Raw genomic sequence first — 20,651 nt, forward strand, 5'->3', positions numbered from 1 at the left:
AAAGGGGAAAATCAATGATAACGACAGAGAAAGTGGCAAAACTTATCATAAATTTCAACTATGATTCGATTTCTGAGAGGGGTATTGAACAAGCCAAGGCCGCAATTATCGACACCCTCGGTGCAGCGCTGCTGGGCGCAAAGGAACCGGCAGCGAAGGCGATGATGAAAGTGGCCGGCTGCCGGGGCGGAGAACCTGAAGCGCGTATTTGGGGAATGGCTGAACGTACCTCGCTGACTAACGTCGCATTGATCAATTCTTTCTGCACGCACTCTATGGACTATGATAACGGCGGTTCTCTTGGACATCCCGCCGCCGTTATGATCCCCCCCGCTCTGGCGCTGGGGGAATTATACAAACTATCCGGTAAACGGATTATCGAGGCCTACGCAGTTGGCTATGAGCTCGGCGCCAAGCTGCGGAACAGCTTGGGCGATCTCCAGTTCGGCGCCGGCTTCCATGCAACCTCCCTACTGGGAGCGATCTGCTCGGCCGCCGTATCGGCCAAACTGATGGGCCTGGACGTACAAAAAACAACGATGGCGTTGTCTATCGCGACTTCAATGAGCTCCGGTCTTATACAGCATTGGGGTACGGACGCAAAGCCTATTCAAGTCGGGCGAGCGGCTGAAAGCGGCTTGCTGGCGGCTCATCTGGCGCGAGAAGGCTGCACTGGCGATCCTCATATTTTCGAAGAGAGCAAGGGCTTCTATTACGTTTACGGACAAGAAGAAGCATCGATCAAGCAGTTGACCGAGAACTTCGGCAAGCCTTTGGCACTCGCTGCGGAGAGAGGACATTTCAAGCAGTGGGCTTGCTGCGGCGGCAACTACGAGGTGTTGAGCGCTTTGTACGATTTGCTGGCCGAGCAGGAAATTCCGGTGCAGCAGATCACGGAGATTGCCGTCGCCACATCCATGATGCCTCCCGGACCTGCGTTTCGCGTTAACCCGAGAACAGCTACGGAAGGCCGGTTCAGCATGAATTACAACATCGCCAGCTGCCTGATCGACGGTATCGTCGATTTGGATACCTTTACCGATACGAAGTTCAACCGCTCCGAAGTACACGAGCTGATGGGCAAGATCCGGGTGAGCTGGCATCCTGAATGCGCGGGCAAGCCGAGAAGGCTGCAGGGCGAATCGCGTTTTGTGACCATCGATATCCGGCTTCAGGATGGCCGGGTTATTTCCAAGCGGCTGGATGCCTCGGACCGGAAGCAGCTATCCGCCCGGGAAACTTACGTCAAATTCGCGGAAAACGCGCGTTGCGTCGGACTGGCTGAGGACAAGATCGCGAAGGTCATCGCGACGGTCGAATTATTCGAGCATTGCGAAGACGTGACAGATCTGATCAGTCTCATCTGCTGACACCCATTTTTGTAACCGATTTCAATTGCGAATTGTGTGGAATAGTTTGTTTACAATCGTGCTCAGCATTGCATCACCTGCAAATGAAAGAGCAGCTGTGGATTTAGGACAAAGCCGGTGATGTGACCGCTTGAACAATTAAAAGTAGGGGGTATTGATCTATGAAAAAACTACTGTTAATTAGAAATCTGTCATCATCTCTTTTAAGCGTGGCCATGGTTCTTACGGTGGCTGTACCGGTATCAGCCGCAGCACCGGTACAAGCTCAGCCCACAGACGATACAATTACTGTTGACGGAAGCAAAGCATCCGCAGCGGCGTATAAGATTAACGGCGACAACTACTTCAAGCTTAGCGATCTGGCAGCGGCTGTAACCGGCACTGACTATCAATTTGCGATCAGTTCCGACGATGCGGCCCGCAGGGTGGATCTCACTACCGGCAAGGCTTACACTCCAGCGAATAATCAGCCTACTGGCACTACCGCTGCACCGAACTCCGTAAATGAAAGCGGCTGGAGTCTTTACGTTGACGGCAAAAAGGCTGACATAAGCGCCTACAGCCTTGGCGGAAATAACTATTTCAGACTGCGCGATGTGAGCAAGCTTGTCGGTTTTGGCGTTGGATATAACAGCTATTCCAAAACAGCCAGTATCGTTACTCATGCCGGCTTAAAGCCAGGCGCCGTTGTTGCAGCAGACGATAATTCTCCTACCGGATACACCGTTACTTTCGTGTACGATAACGACAAAGCGTCAACCGTGAAGCTCTCCGGCGCCTTTAGTTTCGTGCCCGTCATCAAAGGCCGGGGTCCTGTCGACTTCCCCACCTTCACTCCATACGAGTGGACCCCGAACATGGACCACTTCGGTGATTACACCTTTGACATGGAGAAGGATCAGCTCAGCGGCAAGTGGATCATCAGTATGCCTCTGCCATCCGGCGCTTACAGCTATAGCTACGTGGTGGACGGCAAGAAGCTCTACGATCCAATGAACAACGAGGAGGTTTACACCTCCACAGTGAGCGATCAGGAGCCGAGCAAGATAAACTACACCAAGACGAACAAAAGCACGGTTTATGTACCTTTCGATTCCAAGAAGCAGATCTATAACTGGAGTTACCTGAAGCCGGTCGCCGATCCTGCATTCAAGGGGACCAAGATGTTCCAGCTGTACGACACGCCGGACGTTTTCGACAGTGTCGTTGAAAACGAGATGGCGACATTTAATCATCCTCAGAACAATCTGGCGATCTACCTGCCTGCAGGCTACGACCCGAAACGCGCGGAGCCGTATAAGGTGCTGTACCTGGCCCACGGCGGCCGCGGCAACGAGGTGGGGTTGTTCTCCAGCCCAAGCCACATTGATATCGCCGAGAATGCCATGAAGGACGGCGATGTGGAGAAATTCATCATTGTCAGCTGGAACAGCTACGCGTCGCCGAGCGACAAGGTTTGGCCGTCCTGGTATGACTGGAAGGTTCTGGCCAACATCGATCAGAACATCATTCCGTTCATGGAGAAAAACTATAACGTTGTGAAAAATTCCAGCGGCCGTGCCATCGCCGGCTCGTCTGCAGGCGCCGCCGTGTCTCATTTTGCGTTGCTGCATTATCCGAATCTGTTTGATTATTACGGTATCTGGGGCTGCGGCGAATCCACGGCGGTTCCTGCCGACTACTCGCCGTATGCGAATACGAGCATTGCGGATAAAACCGTCATGATCGGCGCCGGCTCTTACGATGTAAAACCGTCAGGCACGGCCGATCCCGTCATTAAGACCATCCGCTACGAACACACGTACAAGGCTTATACCGGACTGCGCGACGTTGCCGGCGTAAAGAACATTACCTGGTATGACGGACACAGCAACCATGACGACAACACCTGGTCCTACATGGAGAACGTCTTTATCCGCGATTATTTGTGGGGTAAAAATAATACCAAGTAAAACTGAGGTAGAAAGCAATCTCATGAGGGCAGGGGGATTTTCCTCCGGCCCTATTTTTTGCCTTTAGGCCGTTAGCACCCACGTGGTCAAGGCCCGGAGCCTCCCATCGGGTAAAGGTCATGGACGACCTTGAGAAACTGCTTGGTCACCTGTGAAGGCGATTCGCGGTAAATGATCCCGCCCATAGGCACAAGATCGGTCTCAAGTGGGATGGCGACCAGGGGCTGCATTGAATTGAGGAAATATGCTTTGGAAATGAAAATGCCGTTATTATAGCAGATGTTGATGATGTCCTGCAGCTCGTTTCTCGTGAGTATTTCCAGCGAAAGGTTGTGGCAGCGTTCGTTCAGCTGCAGCGAAAGCTCGGTATCTTTCTGCAGCAGGCCGACACGATGGCCGGACAGATCTTCCGGACGGATCGTTTTGCTCCCGGCCAGCGGATGGCTGGGCGCGAGGAGACATTTATAGGACATAGGGAAGAGCTTCGTGTATTGAATACCGGGGCTTTTGAGCATGGGATGGTAGGTGCATTCGGCCACGTCGATGTGACCGGCAAGAATATCCTCAACAAAATGACTGCTCTTCTGCAGTATCACCTGCTGCTTGATATGAGGAAACCTGCGCGAGAATTCGTTGAATGCGTTCTCAAGCAGCAGGCGCGGATGATGGGGATTCCCGATCCGGATGGTCATCTCATGAGTGGCGAGCGCCCAGCTTCGCTGGATGACCGAATCCATATCGCCGAGTACCTTCTTGGTCCCACGGCAAAATTCCTCGCCGGCCGGGGTCAGCGAAATGCCCTGGCGGGTACGCACGAGCAGGGGAAATCCGATCTCTTGCTCAAGGCGGTCAATCTGCTTTTTAAGCGCGGCCTTTGTAATATAAAGCTTTTCTTCCGCCTTGCTTAAGCTGCCGCATTCCACAATTTTAAGCAATGATTTAAGCTGCTGATGGTTCATATGTACCGCCTCTGTGTTTACCTTTATTAAACACAAACGTAGCATAAAGCATACAAAACATCAAGCAAAGCTGTTGTAATATTAAACCAGAAAGCAACGTTTTTGAAAGAGGAGGAGAAGTATAGTTATGACAAAAAAAAAAATCGATTGGACGGATGAAGCGGATGTCGTCGTTGTAGGATACGGCGGTGCCGGTGCCGTAACGGCTATATCTGCTGCCGATGCCGGCGCCAAGGTGTTGATCCTGGAGAAACAGCTGCAGGATACCGACACTAGCACGAACCACACTCCCAGCACTCGCATGAGCGGCGGCGGGATCCTTAATCCCGAGGACACCGAAAAGGCAATTGAATATTTCACCAACCTCCGCCGTATCGCCAACGAATCTGTTGACGAGGAGGAGTCCGCGATGATCCGCCGGCTGTGCGAGCAGATGGCCACCAACTTCTCTTGGTTGGAATCCATCGGCGCTGTGATGGGAGGGGTGGAAAGCATGAGCCCTACCTTTAAAAATATGGACATGATCCATGCGCATCATAAAGAAACTAACGCAGTTGGCATTTACGACGCCGATTTTCCCGAGATCCCGGGCTCTGAAGCTATCTGCGTCTTCTGGGTTAAAGCGACCGACGGTTTCCGTGGCGGTGCGGCTTTATTTAAAACCTTGACCAATGCAGTGGAGAAAAGGAACATTCCGGTCATGTACGGTTCCGGGATCGAGCATCTGGTGTTGGAAGACGGCGAGGTTCGCGGCGTGCGCGGCATTCGGGACGGAAAGCCCTTCGCAGTAAAAGCCAAACGCGGCGTCGTTCTAACCTGTGGCGGCTTTGAGTTCAACGAGAAAATGAAGAGCGACTACTTGCGTCCTCTGCCTGTCGAATTCACGGGCAATCCCGCCAACACCGGCGAGGGAGTTTCCATGGCACAGGAAGCGGGGGCGGACCTTTGGCATATGAACTGCATCTCTTTCCGTGTCGCCATGAAGTTCCCTGAACATCCTATTGCTTTTGGTACTCAGCATCATACGAAAGCGAGTATTTTCATCGATCAGCGTGGCAGCCGCTTCACGAACGAGCGTTTCAAGCTCCACGCTTTCGGCTATGAGCTGTCGAACTTCGATTGTTATGCAACCTGCTATCCAAGGATTCCTGCTTTCTGGGTATTCGATGAGAAGCGCCGCCAAATGGGTCCCATCGCCAATAAGCATGGCGCATGTAATCCTCCAAAAGGCAAAATGGGTCCCATCCACTACATCTGGAGCGAGGACAACATGGAGGAGATTAACAAGGGCTGGATCATCAAAGGCGACACGCTCGAGGAACTGGGCCAGAAGCTGGCCGCCGATCCGGATACCCACAACCTGTTTGACGTGGACAATTTCCTCAAGACCGTCGATCGCTACAACGGCTTCTGCGCCGAAGGCGAAGACCGTGATTTCCTTCGTCCGCAGAACGGACTTCAGCCGATTGATGATGGGCCGTACTACGCTGCTAAGCTGTGGCCGGGCGGACCCAATACGCAAGGCGGCCCAAGGAGAAATATCGAATGCCAGGTTATGCGTCCCGATAAGACTCCTGTCAAGCGGTTGTACTCTTGCGGCGAGCTGGGCTCCTTCTTTGGGATGCTTTACAACGGCGGCGGCAACCTCGCCGAAAGCATCGCCATGGGAAGAGTGGCGGGAGAGAATGTTGCAGGAGAGAAGCCCTGGGAGTAACAGCTTCGCCGAATATCATTTTGGTTAATAATATATATTTTATTATAACGGGAGGATAAACAATGACTTTACAACGTGACCTAGCATGGCAAAACCTCGAATTGCTTTATCAATCAAGTGTTGCGCATCAATATGCACGTTATGCGCTTGGCCTTAACTATGAGATGCTGCCCCAGGATGTCGTGCATCAGGCGAAAAGATGCTTATTGGATGCTCTTGGCTGTGCCATAGGAGCGTATGATGCTCCTGGAAGAAAGATGGTGGAGGATTATGTAGCGGAATTGGGAGGGAACGAAGAAGCCACTCTGTTTGGTACTGGGAAGCGCAGTACGGTATTAAACGCAACACTTCTCAACAGCTTCCTCGTCCGTTACCTGGATTATAACGACTGTGGCGGCGGTGCCCACAATAGCGATTCCATCTCGGGTATCCTTGCGACGGCTGAACATGTAAAGGCAAGCGGCCGGGACTTGCTTACCTCCATTGTGATCTCCTATGAGCTTGGTGCCAGAGTTCAGGAATCCACCGGCAAAGGCTGGGGCGAGTCCCTGGGTGCAAAAGGCTGGACCCCAGATTTCAGGGGAGGACTGAATATGCCGCCTGCTTTGGGGAAAATGATGAAACTAAGCGAATCCCAAATCGCCAATGCGATCGGTATTTGCGCATCCCACAGCCTGCCGCTAGGCATTCTGGATACGGATAATGAAGAAAATACGATGTCCAAAAACTTCCGTTTTGGCTTTGTCGCTCATGATGCCGTCATCGCCTGCCGGCTCGCCGCAAAAGGCTTTACGGGTCCGCTTCGGGTCGTCGAAGGAGAAAATGGTATCGGTCAGGTTGTATTGCAGGGCAATATGGATATAAACCGCATGACCAACTTTAGCGGCTGGCGAATTCTCCAGACCAAGTTCAAGTATCTGCCTGCAAACATAAGCTCCATCGCACATATATTGGCAACCCTGTCGATAGTGAATGAGCACGATCTTACGCCGGAACAAATTGCATCGGTACGAATTCGGGCTGGTCTTAAGGAATCTAAGCACACGACTTACTTTGCCAAAAAATATCCTAGAAACGCTGAAAGCGCCGATCATAGCGCCTTCTACGCCAATGCCATTGCGATCAAGGAGCGGGCCTACGGGCCGCAGTCATTCGATCCGGAGAAGTATACCGATCCCGTCGTACTCGACTTGATTGAGAAGATAACTGTAGAAGCGGATCCGAGCATTCCGGAGAGAGACCGCGCCGGTATCTCGGAAATTATGATGACGGATGGCCGCAGATTTGAGAAGCGCATTGACGTGCCGCATGGGTTCGGTAATGATCCTCTTTCTGATGCGGAGCTGGAAGAGAAGTTCGGAAAAATGGCTGCGCCATATATGAGCGATGAGCAGATTCGCAGCATATTTAAAACGATCTGGACCATGGAACATGTGGATCATGTCGAAAGCTTGACCGCGTTGATGGCTTTCTCCGGCAAATTGTAGTTTGTTAACACTCATCGCACAGCAAAGAACCGTCCGGAGATTTTTTACCGGACGGTTCTTCGTCACTTCTTTATACTTGATCGACTATGACTTTAGGATATAACTGCGGATTGTCGGGCCATCGGTAATAGGCGCTCCAAGAAGGGTGTAGCCGGATTGCTGCGCTTCTTCTTCCGGAACAGCCTGAAATGACAATGTTTCCTTTTTGGAAACAATCGGCTTCCGTTATTTGAATTGATCGGAGTTAATCTTGTTGTGTAATGTATGAATGAGGAGATTGGAATATAGGAGGTATAACGAATATGAACAAAGAACTATTTTCATCTTGGCTGCCTGAACGATGGGACGACGAGACGGACATTGTCATCGTTGGTTATGGTGGGGCCGGCGCCATTGCGGCAATTGCAACAAAACATGCCGGCAGTAACTGCATCGTGCTGGAGAAGTCCTCCGTACCCGACGGAGGCAATACCGGTGTTTCAGGCGGTCACGTGCATACGGCCGTAGGCGTTGATGTGGAAGAGTGGCTGGAGATTTGCCGTCACGGCTCTCATGGCGCCACGCCTGTGGAGACGCTGCGCCCCGCGCTGCAATATGCGCAGGACACGCCGTACTGGCTGGAGGAGTTTGGCATGAACTTTATCTGGTCGGAGCATTATGGCGACGGTCACCGCCGCCCTTCCTATTATAAAAACGGATTTGTAAACGGTCGCGAGAAGATCACCGGCCCGTACTTATGGGACGAGCTGCACGAGACCGCCGTAGGGAAATACGGCGTTGACGTTCGCTTGAGCCATGGAGTGAAACGGCTGGTTCAGAACCCGCTGACCAAGGAGATACTGGGCGTTATGGCGGAGACGCCTGACGGCGTGAAGTATTTCAAAGCTAGAAAAGCTGTACTGCTCTGTTGCGGCGGTTATGAGAACAGCAAAGAGCTGCAGAACAATCACAATTACCCCGGCGTCCGCTTTTTTCCGTGGGGCACTCCCCACAATACAGGCGACGGTATCGTTATGGCGGAGGCTATCGGGGCGCGTATCTGGCACATGGCCAGCATCGAAAGCAGCTCTCTGGGTTTCATGATCCCTTCGCAGATGGCGAACTGCTCCATCAGCACCGACGCAACCGACGGCATCAGACCGTACAACTATGTCATTGTGGACTTTAATGGCAACCGCTTCTTCAAAGAGGATAAAACCGGGGCTCACGCCCATGACGCTCATCCGGGTCTGGACGTGGACACCCGCACCTTTGATTACCAGCATCTGCCGATGTTCCTTGTCTTCGACAAGAACCTGTTTGGGGCCGGTCCGCTTTGGAAAGGCACGGGCCGTGCCGGTATCGTCAACACTTACGCCGGTGTCTGGAATGAACGTTATCCCGACAACCCGCTGTTCGATTGGGGCAATGACAACGAGCGCGGGCTGAGAGAGGGCTGGATTTTCAAGGGAGACACCATTGAGGAGTTGGCAGCCAACATCAAGGGCAAGCGGCCATGCGATACCCCTTCGGAAGATATTCGGGGTGTCGACCCGGCAGCGCTGCGTAAAACTATCGAGCGCTGGAACGAGCTTTGCGCAGCCGGTGAGGACACGGACTTCCGTCGCGACCCGTCCCATATGAGTCCTATCGGGGAAGGACCTTATTATGCCGTTGAGCTGTGCTTCAGCTGTATCAACACCCAGGGCGGACCGGCACGCAATGCGGAGTGCCAGACGCTTACTCCGTTCAACGAAGTAGTCCCGCGGCTGTACAACTGCGGCGAGTGCGGTTCCTTCAACGGCTTCCTGTACACCTACGGCAACATTCTTGAGGCCCTGACCACGGGCCGTGTGGCTGCGCACCATGCGCTGAACCTGGAAAACTGGGACAATTCGGGCGCTTCCGGGACAGCGGTTCGTGGCGAAAGAGTGGACTACCTAGCTTCAAAGGGTGATTTTTTCAATAACAAAACAGCTGCTCTTGATGAAAAAGCGATCTCGGAGGGCAAAACCTGCCACTTTACAGGCGTCTATTACGAGAGCCTCGAGGAGGCCGTGGACAAGGCGAACAACCACGGCGGCGGCACGATTACGCTGATCGCGGATACGGTCGTATCCCGGAACGGCAAGGTGCCGGAAATGTGCTTCAACTCCAATTTTGCCATCAAAAGCAAGACAGGAGGTCCTGCGTTCCGCATTTACCGGGGCGAACAGGATAGAACGGAAATGCTTCAGATTACCGACGGCCTCCTGCGGCTTTTCGATGTCGTTCTGGACGGCGGCTGCGAGGGCGGCGCATCGCGTGCGGCGATCCGCGTGTCCGACCTGGGCAAGGTGGAGATGAGGAACGTGACGATCCACTCCAACAGAACCGACAATGCGGCGAATGCAGCCAATCAGGGCGCTACAGCTATCTGCTGCGTGGGAACGAAGGCGCATCTGAGAATGGACGACAAGTGCGTCATCCGCGACTGTGTCGGCACAGGTACGGCCATTAGCGCCATTGTCGCTTCCGGCGGTTATGTAACAAACAGCGGGGTTCGTTTTGAAGGTAACACATCCGAAAACGGCGGAAATCCGAACTATATAGACCTGACCGGCACAACCCGATTCGAGGGCGCACCGATCTCCTGAGCGGTAAACGCCTCAAGAACAAGATTTTAATAAGCAATAGGGCTGGCGCAAGTGACGTTCAAAGCGTTGCAGGTGACGGCCCTTTTTGGGCAGATGTTGATGATGTTCGGCAGGTCGCGGCTGGGTGCGGGCTTCCTCCGCCTTGCTGAAGCTGCCGCATTCCACTGCTTTAAGCAGTGATTTCAGCTGGCGATCGTTCAAGGTACATCACCTCGTTTGTGAACTTTTGATTAACGATAAGTTAGCATAAAGTTAATTCCGAAGTTAAGACAGGGAGTAGTAAGATGAAATTGACTGAAGGACCGCTGAGCGGAGTACAGGCCTGCGGTGCCGGCTATATTCTGCCCGCCAACTCCCCGAGTACGGACAGATAGCCTGTCAAGGGAGGCGGCAATGTCGCGGAATGTGATGTTGGTGTTTGGGTATCGGTGAGTATCTTGGGAGCGCTTTATTATTCGCAATGTTGGGGGAACCGGATCATATATCGGCATATCCAGGCAAGAGGCGGAGATGGCGCAGGCCAACCTATGGCTCTAATTTAATACATGAAAGGAGAGTGTGGTATGGGAAGTGAGCAAGAGTTTATCCGTGACATCGCTCATCTCGGGCATGTAGAATTGTTAACACCGAAATTCGAACAAAGCTTATCTTTTTTTAAAGATGTTCTAGGAATGCAAGAGGTAGCTCAGCAAGGCAATTCAGCTTATCTCCGTTGTTGGGGAGATTACGAGCAGTATTCGTTGATTCTTACAGAATCGCCACAAGCTGGAGTAGGTCATACTGCTTTGCGAGCGGCCAGTCCGCAAGCTTTGGAAAGAAGAGTTCATAAAATTGAAGCGGCCGGTTTAGGCATCGGGTGGATCCCGGGAGATCAAGGTCATGGAAAAGCCTATCGCTACCATGGTCCGGACGGTCATCTGATGGAGCTGTATTATGAAACCGAGTGGTATCAGCCACCTGAGCATTTACAGCCTGCCTTGAAAAATCAACCCCAAAGATTTACGGGTCATGGTGTAGCGGTTAAGCACCTGGATCACATTAACTACTTGTCTTCCGCTTCGGAAACAGATGGAGATTTCGCCGAGAATGTGCTGGGGCTGCAATTAACGGAGCAGATTAAGTTAAACAATGGACGCCGGCCGGGTGTATGGTATCGGGCCAACGATAAGTCCTACGAGATTGTTTATACTTTGGATGCTACCGGTTCACGCGGGCGTTTGCATCACATTGCCTTTTCCGTAGATACGAATGAAGGAATCTGGAGAGCGGCGGACTTGTTTGTGGAGCATGGGGTATTCATTGAATTTGCTCCAAGCAAACATGCCATCAACCAAACGTATTTTGTATACGTTTATGAACCCGGCGGTAATCGCATCGAAATATGTTCAGGCGGTTATCACGTGCTGGCGCCTGATTGGAAGCCGATCACATGGACGGAGGCCGAGCGGGCAAGAGGCCAAGCTTGGGGCAACAAAACCGTTGCCAGTTTCCATAGTTATGGAACTCCGGTTGTAGAGCAGAATTAACTATACTATATAAATTGGACAAACGAACATCCCGGAAGAACTGAGTGCAGTGGAGAAAGGGAATTGTTTTGCCGGCGAGTTTTGGCTTTGAATTCCTGCCATCCGCAGGCCTATTCAATAAAAGGAATTCAAAACAAGATGTCTGAAGCGGCAAAATAATCCCTTTCCGAACGGAACGGGCTTCCAAATCATTGGTTCAACTTATATAGACACCTTGAGGAGGAAAAATAAATGATCGATCATAATACCAATCTATTGGTGGTAAGCGCACACGCAGCGGATTTTGTCTGGAGAGCCGGCGGTACGATTGCCAAATACGTTAAGCATGGCGCCAACGTGTCCTTGGTGATATTAAGCTATGGGGCGAGAGGGGAATCCAATGATCTTTGGAACATTGAAGGACAAACGCTGGAGAATGTAAAAGCCCATCGTCATGGTGAAGTGGAAGCGGCTGCGAAATGCCTGGGAGTAGAAAACTTTGAGATCTGGGATTACCAAGATTATCATATGGAAATCAATTCCGAAAGAATGGACCGCTTGGTTCAAAAAATCAGAGAAGTCAGACCCCATCATATTGTATCGCATGGCCCAAGAGATGCTTTTAATCCGGATCATGAAGCCGTCTCCAAATTCGTATTTGACGCGAGCGTTCTGTCCACCTCTAACGGTGTCAGAATGGAAGGCACAAAAACGGCGAAACAAGCCAGCTTATTCGGTTTTGAACCACATCAATCGGAAATTAGCGATTTCAAACCGGAAGTGATTATTGACATTACGGAAACGTATGAGCAGAAGCAAGCGGCGATGAATTGCTTTAAGGCGCAGAAGCATCTAATCGATTATTACGGCGCAAAAGCTGCGCTTCGCGGCAACCATGCCCGCAGATGTTCCGGGAACAATACTTATCAGTATGCTGAAGCCTTCAGCCGATCCTTCCCTTACGTAGGAGGCGAATTCGTCTAATGGAAAAGTATGTGCTCAGAAACATCGCCAGACCGGAGCAGCATATCATTGAGCAATTTAAAGAGCTGGATGTTTCAACGGTATACGAAGCTCAGGGGAAAATCGGGCTTATGCACTACAGTCTGAAGCCAATTCAGCAACAAACGCGAATTTGCGGTCCGGCCGTAACGGCGGTATGCCCTGCCGGCGATAACTTAATGATTCATGCTGCGATTGAAGTTTGCAAGCCTGGCGATGTATTGGTCATCACTACCGTCGGCGAAGGTGTAGCGGGAATGATCGGGGAGCTCATCGTTACAGCATTAATGAAACGCGGCGTTCAAGGGGTCATCATGGACTCGGGTATTCGCGATGCGGCCCAAATCCGCGAGCTGGGATTTCCTGTATGGACCAGAGCAATCTTCTCCCAAGGGACTACGAAGTCCAGAGGCGGCTGGGTCAATGCGCCGACCGTTTGCGGAGGAGCCGGCGTGAATCCGGGTGATCTGATCATGGCGGATGATGATGGCGTCGTGGTAGTGAAAAAAGAAGATATTTCGTTTGCATTGGAATCTTCGAAACAACGCCTGCAAAAAGAAGAAGGAACCAAAGAAAAGATTGCCAGAGGAGAATTAAGCTTAGACTTTTACAATCTAAGACCCACACTAGATAAAGAGCAGGTTGTTTATTACGAAAACTCATTCTCTCATTTAGAAAAGGAGTGAACTGCACAATGGCAAAACGTGAGGTATTGCATGTCAAAGGCTCTAACCATCAGAACCCGATTCCAACTGCCGTGAAGATTGGGAATATGGTATATACTTCGGCCATCATAGGGTCGGACCCCGAAACAGGTGAATTGCCGGAAAACGTTCAAGACGAGGTATCCAATCTTTTTCATTATATGAGAGAAATTATGGCGCTTGCCGGAGGAACTACCGACGATATCGCTCATTTAAGTGTTTCCGTCACCGATCGCGACTATAAAAAGGTGGTCAACGTAGAATGGCTGAAGATGTTCCCGGATGAGAATAACCGGCCGGCAAGACATACCACCGTTCAAGATTTAAGAGAAGGGCTTAGAGTACAGATCGAAATGACGGCTGTTTTATAGGACTGCGCATTTGCTGGTTCATGGTAGTAGAGCTCATTCACCATAATGAGCTCTATTTTTTTGCAGCAAGCAGCTTCAAAATCTGAAAGAATAGTCATCAAAGTGTTATTCAGGTAACTTTAAGTCATTTAAGCGTTTACAAAGCCTTTGTATAATTAGATTTGATCCAAAGATCTGTGAAAAAAAGCAATCGAAAGGGGAGCATCACTTGAAAAAATTATGGAAAATGGCAGTCGGAACGCTTGTATTGAGTCTTGCGCTCGCAGGTTGCAGCAGTAAACCTGCAAGCAATTCGAATTCGGGGAACGCGGCTGCCTCCGAGGAGCCCTATAACCTGACCCTAGTCTATCGGGCAACACCGCAGAAAGACACGAAGATGGTACAGGACGCGATCAACAAATACGTGCAGCCCAAAATCAATGCAAAGGTTACGATTCAGCAGATCGAAATGGGACAATGGACCGATAAAACCAATCTAATGATTGCGTCCAATGAACGGATGGACGTCTTTTACACGGCGTATTTCTCGGGTTATGCCACGAATGCGGCGAAAGGGGCGTTTTTGCCGTTGAACGACGACAATCTGACCGTTAACGGCAAAAAGGTTGGAAACCTGCTGCAACAGTACGGCCAAGGAATTACCAAGGCTCTTGATCCCCTCTTTCTTGAAGGATCAAAGGTGAATGGAAAGAATTACGGCGTCCCTGTGAATGGGCAATTAGGGATTCAAGGCGGATATGTCTTCCGGAAGGATCTGGCCCAGCAAATGGGCATTCTGGATCAAGTGAAAAATATCAAGTCGAATGCGGATTTGGAAGCTGTGCTGAAAGTTGTCAAACAAAAGATGCCGCAAATCACTCCGCTGCATGTGGCCGGCGGTATTGGCATCTTGCGGTCGTATTCCGACTGGGACCTCCTAGGGGACCGCAGTATTCCCGGCGTTATTTTAAGAACGGGGAAGGACACGAAAGTTTATAATATGTTCGAATCGCCGGAATACCTGCAGCAGCTGAAGATTGCCCGTCAATTGATGACGGAAGGGCTTGAAAACAAAGATGCGGCTACTACGACAGTTGACGTGAACACGGCAATGAAAAGCGGCAATGTGTTTATGATTCCGGCTATGCTGAAACCGGGCAAAGCGGACGAACTGGCGCTTGCTTTCAACATGGAAGGAAAGCTGGATCAGGTTGCCGTAGCGCAAAAAACCGTTTCAACCCAAGAAACGACAGGCGGCTTGCAAGCCATTTCCAGCTCGTCGAAAGATCCCGTCAAGGCGATGCAGTTCATCAATCTGCTGTACACCGATAAAGCGCTGATCAATATGCTGAATTACGGAATTGAAGGCGTTCATTATACGAAAGTATCCGACAATATCATTAAGACGACGGATCAGACGCCTAATTACAATCCCGGTGTGCCGTATGAATTAGGCGATCAATTCCTGAACTACGTGTGGACAAGCGAAGATCCGAACAAGTGGGAGACGCTCAAACAGTTCAACCAAGGCGTTACCCAATCACCGGCTCTCGGCTTTAACTTCGACGCTACTCCGGTAAGCACGGAAGTGGCGGCGATTGCGAATGTCGGGAAACAATATCAGGCTGCGCTTGAATCCGGCTCGGTTGATTATGAAAAAGTTTTGCCGGAGTTCCAGGATAAACTGAAGGCAGCCGGCGTCGACAAAGTGATTGCCGAAAAACAAAAGCAGCTGGATGCTTTCCTTGCCGCCCGGAAATAGAAATCAGATGTTCACCTAAAACGAATGCTGGGAGTGTACAATTTGCAAAAAACAGATTATTGGTCAACCAAGACAAATCCCGATACCGGAGAAAAGTTTGAATCAGAGCTAAGCTATCTAAGAGTTGCTCATAATGGATATGCGGATATTGACGCTTTCATCGACAGCGAGTATGGCGAGGCTTATGCCAAATTATTAGAACTGAGATTTAAGTATGAAGAAGCGCCAATGGGAGAAGCGGTGTTGGCCTATTATCGCTCGCTTGGTTTGAAAAAAGAAATGTTTGAAGACGAGGATTATTACACCCGCTGGGCTTTAATAACACCTCTCGAAATGGATGAAGAAGGTAAGGCCGGAAAGAAGTATCCGCTTGTTTTTGTCAATCATGGCGGATTTAATTCTATTGAGCAAGAAGAATTCGGTTGTGGCATGCCGCACGTGGCAGCCAAAGAAAAAATTATGGTGGCGTATTTACAAAATACGAACTGGGAAAACACGGAAAGGGTCTTGAATATTATCGCTGGGAAATATCCGCTGGATACCGAAAGGGTTTATATGACCGGATATTCTCAAGGCGGCTATCAAGTCACATCATCTTATTTCAGGATTCCTGAAAGGTTTGCAGCGGTGGCACCTTGTGGTAACGATATTTATCGTGATTACGATAATTTTAACGTACCGTTCACAAAAGAAGAAACGGAACATCTCAAGGAAACCTTTGTTCCTTTTATGCAGATTGTCGGTACATGCGAAGCCTCCAGCTTTGCTCCGGTAAACGATTGGCAGCCTAGAAAAAATTGGGGGAAAGAACGGGATGCTGAGCCGTACACAGATCCGCGCAGAGACGATATGCGCGACCCTACCAGAGTGATCGGCGGCAAACGGCGTTTTAGCGATATGCCGGAGCCTCCGGAAGGCGTGGATAAACACGAGTGGATGATCGATCGTCTTAATAAACGAATGTACACATTGGGGTGCGAGCCGCGAGATGCTAAAACATGCATTTCATATTTAAATACTCCTGAAGATGAGCTTCATCATGTTCTTGGCTTTTATGGAGACGCAGAAAGCATTCATTTATATCACGGCTATAAGCATTATACGCTTGATATTTGGAATAAAGCCGGGGTTCATGCATTCCGATATGTGGCTGTAGAAAATGCTCCTCATTGCTGGCCCGTAATGACAGGACAGCTGGTATGGGACTTCTTCAAGCAATTCAGAAGAGATCGAGAAACCGGAAACATCGTCATGATACCTGAACGTCCTGAGGTTGAAAGCACCACAAGCGGATAACGGGTAAGTCACCCCAGGGCGCAGCTATGACCCGGCCTAAGCCAGACAGTTGCTGGCAGAAGCCGGCTAATCTCAAGGTTATAAGAAACTATGCAACAAAGAGCTTGCCGTTTCCGGCAAGCTCTTTGAAATTGCTATACGCGATTATGACTTTAGAATATAAAAGCGGATTGTCGGGCCGTCGGTAATAGGTTCTCCCAATAACGTATAACCGGATCGGCGCACCTCCTCCGGCACGGCCTGGAATGACATGGGGCAATCTGCAATAACCTCAAGAATTTCGCCTTCACGCATCTGTTCCATCGCATCAAGGCTATAAACTACGGGATACGGGCACGGTTCGCCTTCCAGATTAAGCGTCATTGTCGGCTGGATGTTGTTCATGTTACCGTTTTTTTCTGAAGCTGGTTTCATGTTCTACACGAGCTCCTTTCTTGCTACGCCCGCCTTCATTAACACGGTTTGGCTCTTTTGGGCGGCTTTGTAGCGGACACGTTTCTCCCAAGCGGATGCAAACATGTAAAAGGCAATCATAAGTCCGACGGTCGAGAGGATCGCTCCTGCCCAGCCCCATTCGGTAACCAGATTATATTTTGGGGAACCTTCCACCAGCTTGGCGTATAAGGACCAGTGATCCCATCCCCAGGCAAGCAGCCCTGCACCTGCAATATTTCCGATACCAACGACGACATATTGAAGCTGGCCTTCCATGGCGCGGTACATCCAGCCGGTTTCGCAGCCGCCGGCAATCACGATGCCTACCCCAAACAGCAAACCGCCGATTAATGCGCCTGGGCTGGCCCACATCATTTTTTGCGGAACTCCCAAGGAAATGATAACGGAGGTACACAACGTGGCGGCTATAATTCCCATTGAAAGAGCTTTGGCCATAGTGGCGCGGCCGGTAACCCATAAATCGCGAAACGTGGATGTGAAGCAGATCTGGCCTCTTTGAATAAGCAGACCAAACGCGACTCCGAATAAACCGGCCAAGGCAAGTTTGGCATTGCCTGCGGCGAATTCAAGAATAATAAAAACAACCGCAATAACCAGCACGGCGAGCCCAACCCAAGGTTGAACTTTGGGTGTGGTGGAAACCATGGAACGTGCACCGGGAGCCGCTTTCTCCAATTTTGGCTTGCCCAAGAGCAGCGGGTGAAGCACCAGCTTAACGCCAATCCAGGTTCCAATGGCCATCCCCAGCATAAATAGCCATGCATGAAACGAAAACTGCGGTATGCCCGTGAAAAAAGAGGCAAGATTGCAGCCCATCGCAAGCCGCGCGCCAAATCCGGCGATAATGCCGCCCGCGAACCCTTGCACGAGCCTGCGTTTTTGCTTGGGAAGACGCAGCTTGAATTGACCGGCTAACAGGGCGCTGAGCAGCGCACCGAGAAACATGCCGATAACCACCCAACCATCAATACGGTCAACGGGGCTGCCCTCCAGATGCATAATTTGCTCGATGTAGGTAAGCTTGTGGGGATCGATCCCGAGCCATTCCATGCCGTGCCCGGCCAACCGGGTAAATTCCCCGGTTACGGCCCAGAAGGTGCCGGTTACTCCAAAATAAAGCGCGCTCAGCACACCCGCGATGACGGTGACCAACATAGGGTTCCAAAACCGTCCGAACAGCTTCTGGCGAAGCTCGGGTATCAATTGAAACAAGTTCAAGCTCGTTCTCCTCCTTCGATAGGGACATCATTTGATGCCAGACAGCCTAAATCCTGCCGCTCGTTTTAAATCGCCAACCGGACTAACCGCAGTTGATTTGCCTTGCTTTTTGCCTGCGGCGTATCTCGGTAATGATTCCGACAAGGCCAAGCGTAATGATGGCTGTAATGAATACAGGGGAATATGGAAACGACTGCGCAGTCACCGGGCCGGACAAAGCGGATTGATTCTGAGCCAGTGCATTATAGGTCCGTACCAGTGCTTGTCTGCCCACATTTTTGAGAAGATCCGAGCCGGTGACCCGCCCTTGGCCAAGCACAAGATCGACATTTTCGACGTCCGGTCCCCCCAGATTAACGGAACGGTTACCCTGATTGTCCTCAACATGCCAGGCCAAAACTTGCCCATTCTGAATCTTGTCTACGGCTATCTTGAAATAGCCTTCAGGCCCGGTCACACTGCCGCCAGCCGGAATGGTCATGGCTTCTTTATTTGTCCACATGATGCCAAAATTATGTCCGGTCGGACATCCTACAGGCCAGACGGAGAATCTTGCATCCTGCGCGTAGTCCTGTCCGTATGTGAAGGTAAAGGCATCTCCATAAATTTTGAGTTGGGCTTCCCCATTGCGGAAAGAATTATTCGGCACTAAAAATCCTGCCACATCCTCGTACTGGAAAAGTAAATCTTTGCGGGCATTCGTGTCCTCATTAAGCAATTTTTTTTGAACGGGACCCAATGTTTTGCTGAAAACTTCTTTGCCGCCCTCAAGGATTTGGACATTGGCTGTGCCCGCTTGCTCGTCAACGCTGGATAAACGTACAACGCGGATGCCTACTTTCCATTCTTGGCCTGTCTTGGCGTAGTCATTAAAGACTTTGGTATTCGCCATCAGCAGAGAATCCATGCGTACTCCGGAGATCCAATCGAAGACCAGATTCTGGTTCGTTTGTTCGCGCAGAACACCCTGATTATACAGCATATTAAAGCGTTTTTCCGGCCACCAGTTGGTCTCCGTATCAGAAAACACAGGTTCGCCGAAAGCCCAGTCCCAGTCTGTACCGGCAATCGTTTTCACATCCATTGTATGGTTGTTTAATGTTTCATGGCTCACTGTGGCGCCATAATAATAGACCTGTCCGCCGATGACAACGCTTCCGCCAGCCGGTATCGTGACGTTTTTCTTGACGTCGATCACCATATTGTAATCAATATAGGTCGGCTGTTTGCCTAAGTAATGGATCGGCTCACCCTGAAGGGCGACTTGTCCGCCGGTAGGATCTTGCAAGTAAACTAATCCTCCCGGAGGAATGACGACTTGGCCGTTTTCCACTTTACTTTGGCGGATGAGTATACTGTCGCTGTTCATGTTGGTCCTGCCATTATCGTCCTTGGCGGCCACCCTCTCTTTGAAGCCGGGAAGTCCGGGAACATATGCCGGATTGACAGGCTGATCCTTAACAAGGGATAGCGGCGGTGGAGCAACCTCCTTGGTGGAAACAGGGTGGGCAAGCGGCCATCCCGGTTGAGCCGGAATAATGAAGGAAGCCGCTTCAGCATCGGACAACGGGGCATTGTCCGCTGCCCAAGCCGGAGCAAGAAATACGGTTGAAGTCATCATAAATTGAAGCAAAACGGCAGCGGAAAGTGTTCTCATTTTCATTGTTTTAATCCTCCAATGGCATAGTTGATGTGTTGCGAATAACTACCGGGCAACTTGCAGCTTTCCTGGAAACGTACATATACCCATATGTGGTCAGAATGAGTGAATTAACGGCAATGAGCCATTTGGGGATTTCCGCCATGGCAAGGCCAAAATTCGCAAACAGTCCGATGCCTACTGCGGCAAGGACAGGAGCAAGGCAGCTGAAACAAATCGCCAAACCGACGATTAAGCCTCCTCCTACCACGCCGCCTGTTGCCGCTTTAGCTCCGATCTGGCGAATCTTAGACAAGGCATAACCGGCAAACGTAATAGCCAGGGCGACGGAAAAGCTGGACAGGTACTCCTCTTTGCGGGTAAAACTTGTCCACCAAGCTTCGTTTTCGGAATACTTTAATTGGCCGGATGCCGTGAAATCTTCCGGCGTGAAGTCGCAAGCCGCTCCTGACTCCACATCTTGAGGCATGATAAACGTAACGCGGTCAAGTGCGGTATAGCCGCCAAAGGCCGCAATAAATAAAATAAGAAGAAACATAATCGATTTACTTCTCATCTTGTATCATCTTCCTCCAATACTTGTGTGATGAACTTTTCCAAG

General features: G+C 50.6%; 17 protein-coding genes. 11 read left to right on the plus strand and 6 right to left on the minus strand.

Going from position 1 to position 20,651, the window contains the following annotated elements:
* The first annotated feature begins 32 nt into the window (after positions 1–32).
* Both EYB31_RS20200 and EYB31_RS20205 read left to right on the plus strand, forming a co-directional pair.
* A complete protein-coding gene (locus EYB31_RS20200; protein ID WP_165452507.1) occupies positions 33–1,370 on the plus strand; it encodes an MmgE/PrpD family protein in 1,338 nt (445 codons plus the stop codon).
* 161 nt (positions 1,371–1,531) lie between these two features.
* Positions 1,532–3,322, plus strand: coding sequence for an alpha/beta hydrolase-fold protein (locus EYB31_RS20205; protein WP_131015222.1), 1,791 nt, complete (start codon positions 1,532–1,534; stop codon positions 3,320–3,322).
* An 86-nt stretch (positions 3,323–3,408) separates the two neighbouring features.
* Here the strand turns inward: EYB31_RS20205 and EYB31_RS20210 are convergent, their stop codons facing one another.
* Positions 3,409–4,326, minus strand: a complete 918-nt coding sequence (locus tag EYB31_RS20210; protein ID WP_131015223.1) for a LysR family transcriptional regulator — start codon at positions 4,324–4,326, stop codon at positions 3,409–3,411.
* Between the two features lie 82 nt (positions 4,327–4,408).
* On the opposite strand from EYB31_RS20210, the gene EYB31_RS20215 reads away from it, so the two are divergent.
* The 3 genes from EYB31_RS20215 (at position 4,409) to EYB31_RS20225 (ending at position 10,097) form a co-directional block, all read left to right on the plus strand.
* Complete coding sequence (locus EYB31_RS20215) at positions 4,409–5,995, plus strand: FAD-dependent oxidoreductase (protein WP_131015224.1); 1,587 nt, start codon at positions 4,409–4,411, stop codon at positions 5,993–5,995.
* A 62-nt stretch (positions 5,996–6,057) separates the two neighbouring features.
* Positions 6,058–7,482, plus strand: a complete 1,425-nt coding sequence (locus EYB31_RS20220) for an MmgE/PrpD family protein (RefSeq protein WP_131015225.1) — start codon at positions 6,058–6,060, stop codon at positions 7,480–7,482.
* A 302-nt stretch (positions 7,483–7,784) separates the two neighbouring features.
* A complete protein-coding gene (locus EYB31_RS20225) occupies positions 7,785–10,097 on the plus strand; it encodes an FAD-dependent oxidoreductase (protein ID WP_131015226.1) in 2,313 nt (770 codons plus the stop codon).
* 12 nt (positions 10,098–10,109) lie between these two features.
* On the opposite strand, the gene EYB31_RS20230 is transcribed toward EYB31_RS20225, so the two are convergent.
* On the minus strand, positions 10,110–10,298 hold the full coding sequence (locus EYB31_RS20230) for a LysR family transcriptional regulator (protein WP_131015227.1): 189 nt from the start codon (positions 10,296–10,298) through the stop codon (positions 10,110–10,112).
* A 344-nt stretch (positions 10,299–10,642) separates the two neighbouring features.
* On the opposite strand from EYB31_RS20230, the gene EYB31_RS20235 reads away from it, so the two are divergent.
* The 6 genes from EYB31_RS20235 to EYB31_RS20260 all read left to right on the plus strand — a co-directional run bounded on the left by EYB31_RS20235 (position 10,643) and on the right by EYB31_RS20260 (position 16,716).
* Positions 10,643–11,623, plus strand: a complete 981-nt coding sequence (locus tag EYB31_RS20235) for a catechol 2,3-dioxygenase (protein ID WP_240762633.1) — start codon at positions 10,643–10,645, stop codon at positions 11,621–11,623.
* A 231-nt stretch (positions 11,624–11,854) separates the two neighbouring features.
* Positions 11,855–12,586 (plus strand): PIG-L deacetylase family protein, encoded by a 732-nt coding sequence (locus tag EYB31_RS20240; RefSeq protein WP_170318254.1) that lies wholly within the window; start codon positions 11,855–11,857, stop codon positions 12,584–12,586.
* The gene (locus EYB31_RS20245; protein ID WP_131015228.1) at positions 12,586–13,290 is read left to right on the plus strand and encodes a 4-carboxy-4-hydroxy-2-oxoadipate aldolase/oxaloacetate decarboxylase; all 705 of its coding nucleotides are present in this window, start codon (positions 12,586–12,588) and stop codon (positions 13,288–13,290) included. Before EYB31_RS20240 ends, EYB31_RS20245 begins: the two co-directional genes overlap by 1 nt.
* 8 nt (positions 13,291–13,298) lie before the next feature.
* On the plus strand, positions 13,299–13,679 hold the full coding sequence (locus EYB31_RS20250) for a RidA family protein (RefSeq protein ID WP_131015229.1): 381 nt from the start codon (positions 13,299–13,301) through the stop codon (positions 13,677–13,679).
* 208 nt (positions 13,680–13,887) lie between these two features.
* Positions 13,888–15,420 (plus strand): ABC transporter substrate-binding protein, encoded by a 1,533-nt coding sequence (locus EYB31_RS20255; protein WP_131015230.1) that lies wholly within the window; start codon positions 13,888–13,890, stop codon positions 15,418–15,420.
* 42 nt (positions 15,421–15,462) lie between these two features.
* Positions 15,463–16,716 carry an alpha/beta hydrolase family protein gene (locus EYB31_RS20260; protein ID WP_131015231.1) on the plus strand — a complete coding sequence of 418 codons (1,254 nt, stop codon included), beginning with the start codon at positions 15,463–15,465 and terminating at the stop codon, positions 16,714–16,716.
* A 144-nt stretch (positions 16,717–16,860) separates the two neighbouring features.
* On the opposite strand, the gene yedF is transcribed toward EYB31_RS20260, so the two are convergent.
* The 4 genes from yedF to EYB31_RS40665 form a co-directional block, all read right to left on the minus strand.
* Positions 16,861–17,130, minus strand: coding sequence for a sulfurtransferase-like selenium metabolism protein YedF (yedF, locus tag EYB31_RS20265; protein WP_338119961.1), 270 nt, complete (start codon positions 17,128–17,130; stop codon positions 16,861–16,863).
* 3 nt (positions 17,131–17,133) lie between these two features.
* A complete protein-coding gene (yedE, locus tag EYB31_RS20270; protein ID WP_240762635.1) occupies positions 17,134–18,390 on the minus strand; it encodes a selenium metabolism membrane protein YedE/FdhT in 1,257 nt (418 codons plus the stop codon).
* Positions 18,391–18,472: 82 nt separating this feature from the next.
* Positions 18,473–20,053, minus strand: a complete 1,581-nt coding sequence (locus EYB31_RS20275) for a hypothetical protein (protein WP_206105473.1) — start codon at positions 20,051–20,053, stop codon at positions 18,473–18,475.
* Positions 20,054–20,057: 4 nt separating this feature from the next.
* Positions 20,058–20,606, minus strand: a complete 549-nt coding sequence (locus tag EYB31_RS40665; RefSeq protein WP_206105474.1) for a hypothetical protein — start codon at positions 20,604–20,606, stop codon at positions 20,058–20,060.
* Positions 20,607–20,651: the final 45 nt, after the last annotated feature.

It is taken from the genome of Paenibacillus thalictri (assembly GCF_004307995.1).
GTDB lineage: Bacteria > Bacillota > Bacilli > Paenibacillales > NBRC-103111 > Paenibacillus_AF > Paenibacillus_AF thalictri.

Coding starts and splice junctions, on each gene's coding strand:
- EYB31_RS20205 (WP_131015222.1), top strand. CDS start 1,532: ATGAAAAAACTACTGTTAATTAGAAATCTGTCATCATCTCTTTTAAGC.
- EYB31_RS20210 (WP_131015223.1), bottom strand. CDS start 4,326: ATGCTACGTTTGTGTTTAATAAAGGTAAACACAGAGGCGGTACATATG.
- EYB31_RS20215 (WP_131015224.1), top strand. CDS start 4,409: ATGACAAAAAAAAAAATCGATTGGACGGATGAAGCGGATGTCGTCGTT.
- EYB31_RS20220 (WP_131015225.1), top strand. CDS start 6,058: ATGACTTTACAACGTGACCTAGCATGGCAAAACCTCGAATTGCTTTAT.
- EYB31_RS20225 (WP_131015226.1), top strand. CDS start 7,785: ATGAACAAAGAACTATTTTCATCTTGGCTGCCTGAACGATGGGACGAC.
- EYB31_RS20235 (WP_240762633.1), top strand. CDS start 10,643: ATGAAAGGAGAGTGTGGTATGGGAAGTGAGCAAGAGTTTATCCGTGAC.
- EYB31_RS20240 (WP_170318254.1), top strand. CDS start 11,855: ATGATCGATCATAATACCAATCTATTGGTGGTAAGCGCACACGCAGCG.
- EYB31_RS20245 (WP_131015228.1), top strand. CDS start 12,586: ATGGAAAAGTATGTGCTCAGAAACATCGCCAGACCGGAGCAGCATATC.
- EYB31_RS20250 (WP_131015229.1), top strand. CDS start 13,299: ATGGCAAAACGTGAGGTATTGCATGTCAAAGGCTCTAACCATCAGAAC.
- yedF (WP_338119961.1), bottom strand. CDS start 17,130: ATGAAACCAGCTTCAGAAAAAAACGGTAACATGAACAACATCCAGCCG.
- EYB31_RS20275 (WP_206105473.1), bottom strand. CDS start 20,053: ATGAAAATGAGAACACTTTCCGCTGCCGTTTTGCTTCAATTTATGATG.
- EYB31_RS40665 (WP_206105474.1), bottom strand. CDS start 20,606: ATGAGAAGTAAATCGATTATGTTTCTTCTTATTTTATTTATTGCGGCC.